Origin of the sequence: Thalassospira sp. HF15, from assembly GCF_011806525.1 — a bacterium.
In the GTDB taxonomy this organism is placed as follows: domain Bacteria; phylum Pseudomonadota; class Alphaproteobacteria; order Rhodospirillales; family Thalassospiraceae; genus Thalassospira.
On record NZ_JAAVKI010000004.1, the window covers coordinates 222,965 to 236,372 of the forward strand.

Sequence of the window (13,408 nt, forward strand, 5' to 3'; positions counted from 1 at the left end):
CCCAAAAGCCCTACCCCAACCCGCGCGACGCCCGGAATATCTCGTTGCGGAGCCACTTATGCGCGGCGTTGGCGGCGTTGCGGACGTGCCAGTATTGGGCGAAGCCATATTCGCGGAACTCGAACGGTAGATCGAATTCGCCAAAGCCCTGCATCATGGTGCCTGACAGGCGCGATGGCAGGGTGGCGATAATCTCTGTGCCGCGGATCAGATTAGCGACACTGGCAAAGGTCGGCACCTGAAGGGCGGTGCGGCGGGATCGGCCAAGACTGCGCAGGATGTCATCAACTTCCGAGCTGTCATTGGCCCCGATCATCACCCGTGCATGGCTGGCCGCACAGTAGCGGTCCAGCGTCGCGGGCGGTGTATCGTGAAATGCCGGATCATAAAAACATCGCATCCGTTCGCGAAACAGGCCTTGGCGCGTAATATCGCCATGCTTGCCAGATGAATCGATGGTGATCGCATGATCAATCGTGCCATCGCGCAGCCATTTGACCATCCGCTCCAGGCCCGGCACCGGCAAAACCTTGAGCCGGATGTCGGCCGCACAGTTTTGTACCCGTTGCATCAGCGCAGGCAGGATCACCGCCACCTCATAATCATTGGCACCAATCACAAACCGTGCGCTGTGATCGGCGTTCCCCGGATCAAACGTCACAACCCGCGTAAGCCCGTGCATCCCCTGTAGCAACGAGCGTACTTGGGGCGCGATTTCATCGGCATGGGCGGTTGGCGCCACTGATCGGCCGGAGCGCACAAACAACGGATCGCCAATAATCTGGCGCAACCGATCCAGCCCATGACTGACGGTTGGCTGTCCGATATCCAGACGATGTGCAGCGGCCGTCACCGATCCCTCGTCATAAATTGTCAGAAACAGCCTCAGCAGGCGATAATCAAGATCCAATTCATCGATATTCATGCATATGTATTATCACACCCATCGAATTGATCATATGCATTGTTCGGATCACACTTCTCCCATCAACAGGCACTGCCTGCCCCTTAACGGAGAAACTGACATGACCGTATTGATCACCGGCGCGACCGGCCAACTTGGAACGCTGGTTGTTAAACATCTGCTGGATCGCATTCCGGCAAGCGATATCGCCGTAAGTGTGCGCACCCCCGAAAAGGCCGCAGAGCTCGCTGCCAAGGGCATTGATGTTCGCAAGGGCGATTTCAACGACGTAGCCCTGATGACCAAGGCCTTTGCGGGTATCGACACCGCACTCATCATCTCGGCCGAGGACGACAACGCAACCCGCATCAAACAGCACAGAACGGCGGTCGATGCCGCCAAGGCCGCAGGCGTCAAACACATCGTCTATACCGGCATTGTCGATCCCAAGGCCGATGCCGATTTCACCTATTCGGCCATTCACCTTGATACCGAAAACTACATCCGCCAAACCGGCCTTGCCTACACGATCTTGCGCAACAGCTTCTATGCCGATCTGTTGCTGGCAGGTGTCCCGCACGCGCTTGAAACCGGCGATTACGGTGCACCGGCCGGGGATGCCAAAATCACCTATATCCCGCGCAATGACCTTGCAGAAGCCGCAGCGGTCGTGCTTGCCAACCCGGCCGATCATATCAACAAGATCTATGACCTGACGGGCACCAAGGGTGTTACCCATAGCGAAATCGCAGGCTACATCGCCGATGCCACCGGCAAGCCGGTCAAGTTCGTCGACCTGCCAGCAGAAGTCCATACCGGCATCCTCGGAAGCCTCGGCCTGCCAGACCATCTGGTCGAAGCCCTTTCGGGCCTTTATGTCGGGGCGAAAAAAGGCGATTACGAAACCGTCAGCCCCGATTTCGAAAAGGTCGTGGGTCGCAAGCCACAATCGGTCGAGGATTTCATCAAGTCCGCATTGGCACGCTAGGCCAAAGTCCCAAAACACAAAAAAACGGGCCCCGAAAGGGGCCCGGCAAGTTTTCAGGGAGGCATCATGAAGCTGACTTTACGGAGCAAAAGTCAGCAGGGAGGAAACAAAAAGCACGGCGGTCGATGTGATCGAAAAAGCGATATACTTGATAATCATGTTCAGGTTCCTTTGCGGGGTGGCAGGCAAGTCAGCACCGGGGTCGCACCACCTTGCCTGCCGGGTAGAACTCGTTTCCGCCGAACTTTCCTGTCCCTTCAGGGAACCGGAACATGGCGGGGTGATCTAAATCGGGATTACAATCCCAAGTCTGACAGCCCCGGATGATCATCCGGACGGCGGCCAAGCGGCCAATGGAACAGGCGGTCTTCAGCCGAAATCGGCTTGTCATTGATGGATGCCACGCGATGGCGCATCAGCCCGTCCTCATCAAATTCCCAGTTCTCGTTGCCATAGGCCCGGAACCAGTTGCCGCTGTCATCGCGATATTCATAGGCAAAGCGCACAGCGATGCGGTTTTCATGAAACGCCCAAAGTTCCTTGATCAGGCGATAGTCCAGTTCCTTGGCCCATTTGCGGGTCAGGAAGGCAACGATGTTTTCGCGACCGGCAAACATTTCGGACCGGTTGCGCCAGCGGCTGTCTGGCGTATAGGCCAGCGACACCTTTTCAGGATCTCGGCTGTTCCAGCCATCTTCGGCCAAACGGACTTTCTGTTTGGCAGTTTCAACGTTAAAGGGCGGAAGTGGCGGCCGTGACATCAATCTGATCCTTTGGTCTGTGGTCAATAAGGGGCCCCCGGTCAGCTCGGAGCAACATGCGGAGGGGGGATCGCCGACCGGGGGAAGTTCCGGGAGTTTGCCCTGCCCTCAGGCAGCAGAGGCATTCACCACCGGGAAATCAATCGGGGTATCAAAGGCTTCGTTGAGGTAATTGGTCAGGGTATTGAGCGCGACATGGGCCACGATCTCGACCAGTTCGGCCTCGCTGTAACCGGCAAGTTTGGCCGCACTGACATCACCTTCGCTGACCTGGCCACGGTTTTTCACCAGGGCCACGGCAAAACGTACAGCCGCATCAGCCTTCTGATCCGTCGACGTACCGTTACGGTTTGCCGCGATCTCGGCGTCATCAAGTTTCGCCAGGTTTTTACCAAGATAGGTATGCGCCGACAGGCAATAGTCACAGCCATTGAGCTGGGCAACTGCAAGGGCAATGCGTTCGCGGGTCTGCGGATCCAGTGCGCCTTTGGAAAGCGCACCATTCAAACCAAGATAACCTTCAAGGGCTGCCGGGCTGTTTGCCGTCAGACGGAACAGGTTCGGAACCGAACCAAGCATCTTGTTGACACCTTCAAGAAGCGGCTGGGCGGTTTCGGGTGCTGCGTCGATCGAAGCAGGCAGAGAAATGCGGGTCATTGAAACTCTCCTTAACAAGTTCGGGTTGATCAGTGTTGAAAACATATATACAGACAGGTCTGTCTACTTGTCAAATATAATTTTGAAATGATCGTTCTGTTATGAGCAAAGGTTGCATTTCTGCGGTTTTCCCGCCACAAAGATACAGACCGGTCTGACTATCGAAGTGCCGAATCCGACCACTGGAGTGAAAAAAGTTGAAATCGAAACGCGACGTTCTCGTCGATACGGCCCTGCGTCTTTTCTATACTCAGGGCTTCAATGCCACCGGAATCGACAAGATTCTCGCCGAATCCGGCGTCGCCAAAATGACGATGTACAAACACTTCAAGTCCAAGGACGAGCTGATCCTCGCCGCCCTCACGCGCCGCGATGAACAGTTCCGCGACTGGCTGACATCGGAAATGCAAAAGGCGTCCACCAATCCGCGCGAACAGATTCTTGCGATGTATGATGCGCTCGAAGAATGGTTCCACGGGCGCGCCTTCAAGGGCATGGGATTTTCGGGCTGCGCCTTTATCAATGCCTCAAGCGAGTTCGCCAAGCTTGACCACCCCGCTCACAAGATCGCAGCCGAACACAAGGTCTGTGTTCTCGAACATATTGCTGATCTGTGTGAGAAGGCCGGCGCATCCAACCCCAAACAACTCGCCGAGGAATTGGCCCTGCTCAAGGAAGGTGCGATTGTTACAGCACAGGTCCGCGGCATGCCCGAATCGGCCCGAATCGCCAAGACCATGGCAACCAGATTGCTCGATGCGGCCCTTCCCGCCTGACGGCGTCAGTAAGCCGGTCTAAAAAAACAAAACGGGGCCATATAAGGCCCCGTTTTTTGTTCGCTTTAGTCGAAAGCTAATTAGCTATCAAGTTCGACAAAGACCACTTCGCCGTCTTTCAGCTTAAGGCCAAGCTGCCCGTGTTTGAGGCGCAGCGCATATTGCCCGAACAGATCGCGGCGCCAGCCACGCATCGCAGGCACATCCGCCTCATCATCAGCTGCAATGTTCTGCAGATCATCGCTTGAGGCCACCAGACGCTGGGCAACACCCTTTTCCTCGGCACAAAGCTTCAAAAGGACTTTAAGCAACTCGACCGTCGGGCCGATGCCAGCAGGAAGTTCGATGCGTTGTTTCGGCTTCGGCCACTGATCCTGCGGGCTGTCCAACGCTGCCTTGATCGCCTCGATAATCGCCTGCCCCGGCTTGGAACTGCCAAAGTTCCGCCCGACACCACGGGTTTTATCAAGGTCCTTGTCCGTCATCGGCTGACGGGCCGCAATATCCAGCAAGGTATCATCGCGCAAAATCCGGTTACGCGGCAGGTTCTTGCGCTGCGCTTCGGTTTCGCGCCATTCACCAAGCGCACGGGCGACTGCCAGGAATTTCGGGCTGTTGGACCGGGTTTTAAGCCGCTTCCATGCATCGGCCGGCTCAATCGAATAGATCGACGGATCGGTCAGGCGTTCCATTTCCTCAAACAGCCAAACAGCACGGCCATTGGCCTCAAGCCGTTCATGAAATGCCTCATAGATCACGCGCAGATGGGTCACATCCGACAGCGCGTAACTGATCTGTTTGGTAGAAAGCGGGCGGCGTGACCAATCGGTAAAGCGCATCGATTTATCGATATTTTTGCGCGCCACCTTGTTGACCAGCGTCTCATAGCCGACCTGATCGCCATAGCCCAGCACCATCGCCGCCACCTGGGTATCAAACACCGGATGGGGGACCTTGCCCGACAGATGCACAAAAATCTCGATATCCTGACGCGCGGCGTGAAACACCTTGACGACGTTTTCGTCCTGCATCAGCTCGAACAGCGGCGCTAGGTCAATGCCCTCGGCCAGCGGATCGACCGCGGCCCCGTTATCGGACGGCTCCGGACTTGCCAGCTGTACCAGACACAGTTGCGGCCAATAGGTCGAGTCCCGCATGAATTCGGTATCGACAGTGACATATTCGAACTTGCGCAATCTTTCACAGAGATCGCGAAGTTCTTCTGTAGTTGTAATCGGTTCCATGTCGATTGCTATAGCATTGCACGGCACAATCCGCCAGTGGCTTCAATGCAGGGCTGATCTTCGCCGTATTCAGGCGATCATGACCACCACGCACCACCGCACCAAGGCCCATGCCCCTAGATGATTTCGTCCTCATCCAAAAGCGGATCGGACTGCAGGTGGGTTTCGATGGCGTCCATGCGTTCCTGGACTTCGGATGGCCGTTTGATGGCTGCAACGTGAAACAGCGCGTCCCCCTGATTGACAATCGGATGATTGGTCCGCCCGATAATCAGCCCGTCTTCACGTGCATAGATATCCTCATCACGCTGCCCGAACGGATCAGACACGGCGGCGACAACATCACCGGCATGGACAAAATCGCCCGCCAGCTTGAAGGTCCGCAATATCCCCCCGGCTGGTGCGCGCAGCCAATGGCTGTTCGATGATTTAAACGACGCCACCCGTGGTTCGCGCACGGTGCGTTGCGATAGCATGCCCAGTTTGCGCATGACGCGTAAAACGCCCGAAACCCCGGCCCTGATCGACATTTCATCAAACCGAAGCCCTTCACCCGCCTCATACAGCAGGATCGGCACGCCAAGCTCACGCGCGGCTTCGCGCAGCGACCCTTCACGCAGCGGGCTGGTCAGGATGATCGGCGCGCCAAATGCCTCGGCATATTCCATGATATTCGGATCATCTTCATTGACGCGGATCTGGGGCAAGTTAACACGGTTAACCGCCGCCGAATGCAGATCGATGCCGAAATCGGATCGTTCGACAATTTCATTTAAAAACAGATGCGCCAGCTGGGCGGCAAGCGATCCACGCGAATGGCCGGGGAAACAGCGGTTCAAATCGCGGCGGTCAGGCAGATACCGCGTATGGTTTAAAAAGCCAAACGCATTAACCACCGGCACGGCAAGCAACGTGCCCCGCATACCGCGAAGGGCCGGTGATTTCAAAACACGGCGAATGACCTCCACCCCGACAATCTCGTCCCCATGCACCGCCCCACTGACAAAAATCACCGGCCCGGGCCGTTTGCCATGCACCACATTAACCGTCAGGTTGACCGGCGTGTGGTTGGACAGAAGCGAGATCGGAATATCAACAATCTGGCGGGTACCGGCTGCAACCTTTTTGCCGCAAATTTCAAAATCGGGGGTTTTGGGGGTTCTGCGTTGCCCACGTTTGGTTGCTGATCCGGTTTCGCTCATGGCTTTGTTCCCTGGTTATCCCTTGCCCTTGGTCCGCACCTTGCCGGGCTTGAAGTCTTTTTCCATGAAATCAATGATCATACCGGCAATGTCCTTGCCCGTGGCATTCTCAATCCCTTCAAGTCCGGGGGATGAGTTAACTTCCATCACCACCGGCCCGTGGTTGGACCGCAGGATATCAACACCACAGACATTGAGCCCCATCGCCTTGGCCGCTTCAACCGCAGTCGAGCGTTCCTGTGGCGTGATGCGGATTGATCGCGAAGACCCGCCGCGATGAATGTTGGACCGGAAATCGCCCTCCGCCCCTTTGCGTTCCATGCTGGCGACAACCTTGCCACCAATCACAAAGCAGCGGATATCGCTGTTCCCGGCTTCCTTGATGAATTCCTGCACCATGATCGCCACATTGGCCCCACGGAACGCTTCAATCACGGATTTGGCAGATTTTTCGGTTTCGCCCAGAACCACACCGATGCCCTGCGTGCCTTCCAGCAGCTTGATCACCACTGGCGCACCGCCAACGATGGATAGAACTTCATCAGTCTTTTTCGGATCATGGGCAAAGGCGGTTACCGGCAGGCCAATACCGCGGCGCGCCAAAATCTGCAGCGAGCGCAGCTTGTCGCGCGACCGGCCAATGGCAACCGATTCATTGAGCGGATAAACACCCATCATTTCAAACTGTCGCAACACTGCCAGACCGAACTGGGTCACCGACACACCGATACGCGGGATGACCGCGTCATAGCCGGTCAGTTTCGACCCGCCATAATAGATTTCCGGTTTCAGCGACGTGATATTCATCGACACGCGCAGGGTATTGATGATGTCAAGCTCATGGCCGCGCGCCTCTGCTGCCTCCACCAGCTTTTTATGGGAGTACAGGTTCGGGTTGCGGGCCAGCATCGCGATTTTCATTGAATATACCCCCAAGTTTGCCATGACGTTTTGCATGACCAAGCGCGCACACGGTCCATTGCCGGCTGCGAGCAGATGAAATGGTGTCAGAAAGTGAAACGACCCTATCCGTTGTTTGTTCCGGTTTTCGGGTCGTTCTTCTGCGCGTCTATCGCTGTTCCGGCTTCCCTGCAAGATAAGATTTTGATGGCAGCACCAAAAATCTTCCTGCCTTCATTGCCGTACGGCCCAAAAGCATGGGAAAGCCCATGATCGACCGGTTTGCCAGCGACACTTCAACTTTCAATTTGTGATGCCCGACCAGGATATGGGTCGAAATCACAAAACGTTCTTCAGCACTTCCGTTCGAAGAGCGAATCTCGCGAATCTCCACCAACGGGGCCAGACAGTCCATCCGGCCATGCCCGTCTCCGGGATAGTGCGGCAGGGTAAAAGCAACAAAGTCGCGCCCTTCGCGCTCAACCTGTCTGGGATTGATCGCATGCAGCGACGATGTCCGTGCCCCCGTATCAACCTTAGCCTTGATCACAGGCACGTCAAGATCGGGAAGGCCGATCCATTCCCGCCAGCCCAGAACATGCCCATCGGCAATCAGCGATGCAGTCTGTGTCTTGAGCGACGGTTTTGCTTTTGCGCGTTGCGGGCTCACATGCAGCTTCCAGTTATTGAACGCAAATTCTTAGATGTGAACGACTATACCCGGTAACAACCTGATCGGCTTGCGAAATTCGTATTCGCCATCCCGATCAAGCCGCCATGTCATCCATCACACTGCGCACCAGCGGCAAGGTCACCGCGCGCTTTTCGGCCAGTGCCCGGCGATCAATCGCGGCCACCAATTCACTTAACGCCGCAAAGGACCGTTCGATCCGTGGCAACACATAACTGATGATTTGCGGGCTGGCCGGGATTTGCCGGTCAGCAAACAGCTTGATCAAAAGACCGACAATCAAATCATCATCCGGCGGGGAAATCTCGCACACCAATGCCGCACCCAACCGGGATCGCAGATCCGGCAATTCGATCTGCCAGCGCGATGGCGGCTGGCTTGCGGTCAACAGCAAATGCCCACCGCGTTCTTTCAGCATATTGTAAAGATGGAAACACACGGTTTCATCAAGCCCCTGCCCGGCGACAAGGTCCGCATCCTCGATCACAAGACCAGTGGACTCACCCAAAAGCGTATCCGGGTTAACACCGTTCAAGTCCTTTGCTGCGACCTGCAGCGCGCCCGACCGCGCCCGCCAGACTTCCGCCAGATGACTTTTCCCGCAGCCCTTTGGCCCATAAAGGCACAATGCCGGGGCTGGCCATTTCGGCCATTGGTCGATCCACGCCACCGCTTCGCTATTGCAATCGGCCACCATGAAATCATCGCGGCCAAGCGCTGGACGCATTTCAAGGGCCAGCGGCAATTGCTGCGGGTCGTTATCTTTATCCGGCTTGGATGGTACCCGGGTCAAAGTAAACTCAATTTGCTGATCTCGATCTTGCGGTTCTAGTTCTCGGTATCGGCATTGGCATTGCTGCCGTCATCCAGTCCGTGATCATAAAGCCGACTATCCAGATACTGCCTTAAGCTATAACGCACAAGCACGCCGATCACGGCTGCCACCGGCACCGCCAGCATCACGCCAAGAAGTCCGAAAACTGCACCACCGGCAAGCAAGGCAAACATCACCCAGACGGCATGAAGCCCCACCTTGTCACCGACAAGCTTCGGTGTCAGGAAATTGCCCTCAAGCACTTGCCCGATCAAAAACACAAGCGCCACAAGCCCAAGATCAAGGCCGAAGCCAAACTGGGCCAGCGCCACCCCCATGCCCACCGCAAAGCCGGCAATCATCCCGAAATAGGGCACAAAGGACACAAGCCCGGTCATCAACCCGATGACAAAGCCAAACTCAAGCCCGGCAAGCGTCAAACCCAACCCGTAAAACAGGCCAAGCAACAAACACACAATCGCCTGCCCGCGGACAAACCCGGCAAGGGTTTCGTCAATCTCTATAACGCACTGGCGGATATCCTTGGCCGAGCGACGCGGCAGGTAACTGTCCACCTTGGCGACGATCTTGTCCCAGTCGCGCAGCAGATAAAACGACACCACCGGCGTAATGAACAGCAAACTCAGGAAGTTCAACAGCGCAAGGCCACCCGACAGCACGTTGCTTAAGACATTGCCCACCCATTTAAGGGCATTGGCACTCTGTCCCTTGATCGCATCCGATACACTTTGAAGCGTCTCGGGGGCCACCCGGTCCAGAACGTTTTGCAAGTAAGGCGCAACATTGGTGCGCAACACATCAACATAGCCCGGAAAGCGTTCAAGGAACCCTGCCAACTGGCTGCCGATCATCGGCACGACAATCAAAAGCACCAGCAGGAAAACAAGGAAGAACAACACCGTGATGATGCTGGTCGCAACCACCCGGCTGGCCCCGCGTGCTTCAAGCTTGTCGGCCAGTGGATCAAGGAAATAGGCAATCGCCATCCCGGCCACAAACGGCAGCAGGATGCTCGAAAACAGCCAGATCAGGAAAAAGAATCCGACGACAAAGATCAGCCAGAAACGTGCTTGCTGTCGTAATGTCATGCCCCGGCCCCCTTGATGCCTGGATTATCCGCCAAACGAAAGTCCCTGAAGGCGGTCTGAACCGCTCGGCTGAATGAACCAAAGCTGCCCCATCCGGCTCAGATTAAGGTTCTGCTGATTAAGGGCGGTCTGCAGCTGATTGGTCGATCCGACATAATCAAGCGACAGCTGCACTTCGCGCTTGGACATCGCGATAACCCGCGAATTGCGCACCACCGGCAACCCGATCAGTTTTTTCTCAATCCCTGCCCAGTCACCAAGACCGGTAATCGGGATAAACACCATCAGGTTGCCACCCGTGCTGTAATTGATCAGGTTGGCGCGTTTCCAGCCATCCGCAAGCTGGTCCTGAACCGCTTTGGCGGCCCGCACCAGTGTCTCGTTAAGTGTCTCACCCGGAAGGGTATTTTCCTGCACACCAAAAATCTGCGGTGCGCCGCTCGGATCATAGCGGGTCACGGAAACATTAACGCTCTCGCCGCCCTCGGGTCCGGTGACATCCGCACTGGCCACGACCGCCACATCCGCGCCATAGCGCTTGGCAAGCTGGGTCAGGCGTTCCATGGATCCGTTTTCGGCCTGCTCGGCTGAAACCGTGCTGATATCGGTCAAATCACCAATCGGTGCCTTGATCGGCACAAGCCCCGATGTCGCGATATTGCGTGACCAGACTTCGCGCCACGGGTTGGGGTCATCCCACAGGCTGACATAATTATTCGTGTGATAAACCGGCACGATCATCACCGGTTTGGACTGCAATTCGGCAAAGGAAATGTCGCGGAAACGCAGGAAACGCCTAAGCTCGTCATCCTTGAAGCGCACCGTCATATCCGCGATATAGCGCACCGAGGATGTCTTTTCATTCGACACCCCGAAATCACGCACCATGTTCGTGATCACCGATGTTTCCGGTGTCGCCAGTCGCGCGCGATCTTCGGGCAGGGTCAGGCGGGCAACCACTTCTTCAAACGCCTTGCGCTGACCGATCTCAAGCGCCTGTTCGCGCGCCGCAGCGGCGGTTTCCGCACTCTCGTCAACATGAACACCACTGACGGTGAAAATGTCCTGCGCACTCGCGGGGAAGGCCATAATCGCCGCAACAGTTGCTGCGCCAGCCCACATCTTGATGTTTTTCAATGAAGTAAGCACGTATGCCTCTTTGCCCTAGTCTTATTTTGAGTCGTGTCTTGTTGAATTCTTCTATAACGCTCTTTGTGGCATGTTGAACGCATTCTGCAAAGAAAACTCTGTCATGCGCAGGTGATCATTGCATATTGTCCGCGTTTGAGTATTTTCGGCCCAGCGGAAATTATCAAGCCCGCGTTTTTTATCAGCAGGATCGCTTTGTCCTCTATATCTGATTAAAGGCGTCAGTAAGGCGGATTGGTCAAACAGCAGGTTCCCCCTGCGACCCGGACCGCAATGCGACAGGTGCCCGTCAATTGGAAGTCGATACGTACTGATGAAAAACGCGGTTTTGCCGCCTTTTATTCATGCATGTTTGATGCCAGGGACCCCGAAATGACCACCTCTAACGGCCTTACCTATAAGGACTCCGGTGTCGATATCGATGCCGGGAATGACCTTGTCGAACGAATCAAACCGCTTGCAAAAGCAACGACCCGTTCCGGTGTTGCCGGTGGTCTTGGCGGCTTTGGCGCCCTTTTTGATCTGAAGGCGGCCGGCTATAACGATCCGGTACTCGTTTCCTGCACCGATGGTGTCGGCACCAAGCTGAAAGTAGCCTTTCTGGCGGACAAACATGACACGGTCGGCATTGATCTGGTTGCCATGAGTGTCAATGACCTCGTCGTGCAGGGTGCCGAACCGCTTCTGTTCCTTGATTACTTCGCAACCGGCAAGCTTTCGGTTGATAACGCCGCAAGTGTTGTCGCGGGCATTGCCGAAGGCTGCAAACAAGCAGGCTGTGCATTGATCGGTGGCGAAACCGCCGAAATGCCGGGCATGTATGCTGATGGCGAATATGATCTGGCTGGTTTCGCGGTCGGTGCAGCTGAACGCGGCGAACTGCTTGATGGTTCGAACGTATCTGAGGGCGACGTTATCCTCGGCCTCGCGTCAAGTGGTGTGCATTCCAACGGCTATTCGCTGGTGCGCAAGGTTGTCGATATGGCGGGCCTCGGCTACGCCGACGATGCCCCGTTCGCACCGGGCAAGACGGTTGGCGAAGCCCTTCTTGAACCAACCAAGGTTTATGTCAAAAGCTGCCTGGCGGCGCATAAGGCCGGTCTGGTCAAGGCGCTTGCCCACATCACCGGTGGCGGCCTGACCGAAAACGTACCGCGCGTTCTGCCCGAAAACCTGACCGCTGTCTTTGACGCCAGCACCTGGGAATACCTGCCGGTCTTTAAATGGCTGTCCAAACAGGGCGGCATTCCGGCCACCGAAATGGCACGCACCTTTAACTGCGGCATTGGCATGTGCGTCGTCGTTCCGGCGGATAAGGCCGATGAAGCCGAAGCCCTGCTGCGCGAAAACGGTGAAACCGTCAGCCAGATCGGTGTGATCGGCCCGCGCGCAGGCGACGGCCCGCAGGTCGTGATCAAAAACATGGCCCGGTCATGGGACAAATAAAGAAGCTTAAACTCGCCGTTCTGATTTCAGGCGGCGGGTCCAACCTGCAAGCCATCATCGATGCGTGCAACACGCCCGGCTATCCGGCCGAGATCGTGCTGGTTTTCTCCAATCAGCTTGACGCTGGCGGGCTGGAACGCGGCCGCCGTGCAGGCATCCGCGCAGAGGCCATCTCGCACAAAGGCTATCCCGGTGGACGCGAAGCTTACGATGATGCCGTAAGTGCCCTGATCGAAGAAAGCGGTGCGGATCTGGTTGTGTTGGCCGGCTACCTGCGTCTGGTCAGCGAAAGCTTTACCGCGCGCTGGAAGGATCGCCTGATCAACATCCACCCATCCCTTCTGCCAAGCTTCAAGGGCCTGCATGTGCATCAGATGGCGCTTGATGCCGGGGTGAAGTTCGCTGGCTGCACCGTGCATTATGTCGTGCCCGAAGTTGATAGCGGCCCGATCATCGCCCAGGCCGTCGTTCCGGTCCTGCCCGGCGATGATGCCGGCAAACTGGCCCAGCGTATCCTCAAACAGGAACACCGCATTTACCCGCAGGTCATCCGCTGGATCGCCGAAGGCCGCGTTTCTGTCGATGACAAGGGCATCGTGACGGTGGCGGACGCCCCCAAGGCCGACTTTGCCGAAATCAACCCGGCGCTTGAGCCCGGATGAAAGAACCTTTGGCGCTGGCTGCGCAAGGTGCTTAATGCATAGAAAGGCGGGTTTTGGCCCGCCTTTTTTAGTGCGCAATGCTCAGAGACGTTCACATCAGTAACC

At 56.3% G+C, this 13,408-nt stretch carries 14 protein-coding genes; 4 read left to right on the plus strand and 10 right to left on the minus strand.

Going from position 1 to position 13,408, the window contains the following annotated elements:
* Positions 1 to 10 precede the first annotated feature (10 nt).
* Positions 11 to 925 (minus strand): LysR family transcriptional regulator, encoded by a 915-nt coding sequence (locus HED22_RS10375; protein WP_167721854.1) that lies wholly within the window; start codon positions 923 to 925, stop codon positions 11 to 13.
* 100 nt (positions 926 to 1,025) lie between these two features.
* Between HED22_RS10375 and HED22_RS10380 the strand changes: the two genes are divergently transcribed.
* The gene (locus HED22_RS10380) at positions 1,026 to 1,892 is read left to right on the plus strand and encodes an SDR family oxidoreductase (RefSeq protein ID WP_167721856.1); all 867 of its coding nucleotides are present in this window, start codon (positions 1,026 to 1,028) and stop codon (positions 1,890 to 1,892) included.
* A 296-nt stretch (positions 1,893 to 2,188) separates the two neighbouring features.
* On the opposite strand, the gene HED22_RS10385 is transcribed toward HED22_RS10380, so the two are convergent.
* Positions 2,189 to 2,653: a DUF1348 family protein gene (locus HED22_RS10385; RefSeq protein ID WP_167721858.1), complete on the minus strand. Its 465-nt coding sequence runs from the start codon at positions 2,651 to 2,653 to the stop codon at positions 2,189 to 2,191.
* 108 nt (positions 2,654 to 2,761) lie between these two features.
* The gene (locus HED22_RS10390) at positions 2,762 to 3,310 is read right to left on the minus strand and encodes a carboxymuconolactone decarboxylase family protein (protein ID WP_167721860.1); all 549 of its coding nucleotides are present in this window, start codon (positions 3,308 to 3,310) and stop codon (positions 2,762 to 2,764) included.
* A 197-nt stretch (positions 3,311 to 3,507) separates the two neighbouring features.
* On the opposite strand from HED22_RS10390, the gene HED22_RS10395 reads away from it, so the two are divergent.
* Positions 3,508 to 4,086: a TetR/AcrR family transcriptional regulator gene (locus HED22_RS10395; RefSeq protein ID WP_167721862.1), complete on the plus strand. Its 579-nt coding sequence runs from the start codon at positions 3,508 to 3,510 to the stop codon at positions 4,084 to 4,086.
* Between the two features lie 80 nt (positions 4,087 to 4,166).
* Here the strand turns inward: HED22_RS10395 and rnd are convergent, their stop codons facing one another.
* The 7 genes from rnd to HED22_RS10430 all read right to left on the minus strand — a co-directional run bounded on the left by rnd (position 4,167) and on the right by HED22_RS10430 (position 11,195).
* A complete protein-coding gene (rnd, locus tag HED22_RS10400) occupies positions 4,167 to 5,330 on the minus strand; it encodes a ribonuclease D (RefSeq protein WP_167721864.1) in 1,164 nt (387 codons plus the stop codon).
* A 116-nt stretch (positions 5,331 to 5,446) separates the two neighbouring features.
* A complete protein-coding gene (locus HED22_RS10405; RefSeq protein WP_167721866.1) occupies positions 5,447 to 6,532 on the minus strand; it encodes a succinylglutamate desuccinylase/aspartoacylase family protein in 1,086 nt (361 codons plus the stop codon).
* A 15-nt stretch (positions 6,533 to 6,547) separates the two neighbouring features.
* Positions 6,548 to 7,453 (minus strand): 30S ribosomal protein S6--L-glutamate ligase, encoded by a 906-nt coding sequence (gene rimK, locus HED22_RS10410; RefSeq protein WP_167721868.1) that lies wholly within the window; start codon positions 7,451 to 7,453, stop codon positions 6,548 to 6,550.
* 148 nt (positions 7,454 to 7,601) lie between these two features.
* The gene (locus tag HED22_RS10415; protein ID WP_167721870.1) at positions 7,602 to 8,102 is read right to left on the minus strand and encodes a RimK/LysX family protein; all 501 of its coding nucleotides are present in this window, start codon (positions 8,100 to 8,102) and stop codon (positions 7,602 to 7,604) included.
* A gap of 97 nt (positions 8,103 to 8,199) precedes the next feature.
* Positions 8,200 to 8,916, minus strand: coding sequence for a DnaA/Hda family protein (locus HED22_RS10420; RefSeq protein WP_175581196.1), 717 nt, complete (start codon positions 8,914 to 8,916; stop codon positions 8,200 to 8,202).
* 35 nt (positions 8,917 to 8,951) lie between these two features.
* Positions 8,952 to 10,046 carry an AI-2E family transporter gene (locus HED22_RS10425; RefSeq protein ID WP_167721872.1) on the minus strand — a complete coding sequence of 365 codons (1,095 nt, stop codon included), beginning with the start codon at positions 10,044 to 10,046 and terminating at the stop codon, positions 8,952 to 8,954.
* Between the two features lie 24 nt (positions 10,047 to 10,070).
* A complete protein-coding gene (locus HED22_RS10430; protein ID WP_368484496.1) occupies positions 10,071 to 11,195 on the minus strand; it encodes a DUF2066 domain-containing protein in 1,125 nt (374 codons plus the stop codon).
* A 372-nt stretch (positions 11,196 to 11,567) separates the two neighbouring features.
* Here HED22_RS10430 and purM point away from each other — a divergent pair, with 372 nt between their 5' ends.
* Both purM and purN read left to right on the plus strand, forming a co-directional pair.
* Entirely contained in the window at positions 11,568 to 12,641 is a 1,074-nt protein-coding gene (gene purM / locus HED22_RS10435; protein ID WP_167721875.1) for a phosphoribosylformylglycinamidine cyclo-ligase, read from the plus strand.
* A complete protein-coding gene (gene purN / locus HED22_RS10440; protein ID WP_167721877.1) occupies positions 12,629 to 13,303 on the plus strand; it encodes a phosphoribosylglycinamide formyltransferase in 675 nt (224 codons plus the stop codon). Before purM ends, purN begins: the two co-directional genes overlap by 13 nt.
* Positions 13,304 to 13,408: the final 105 nt, after the last annotated feature.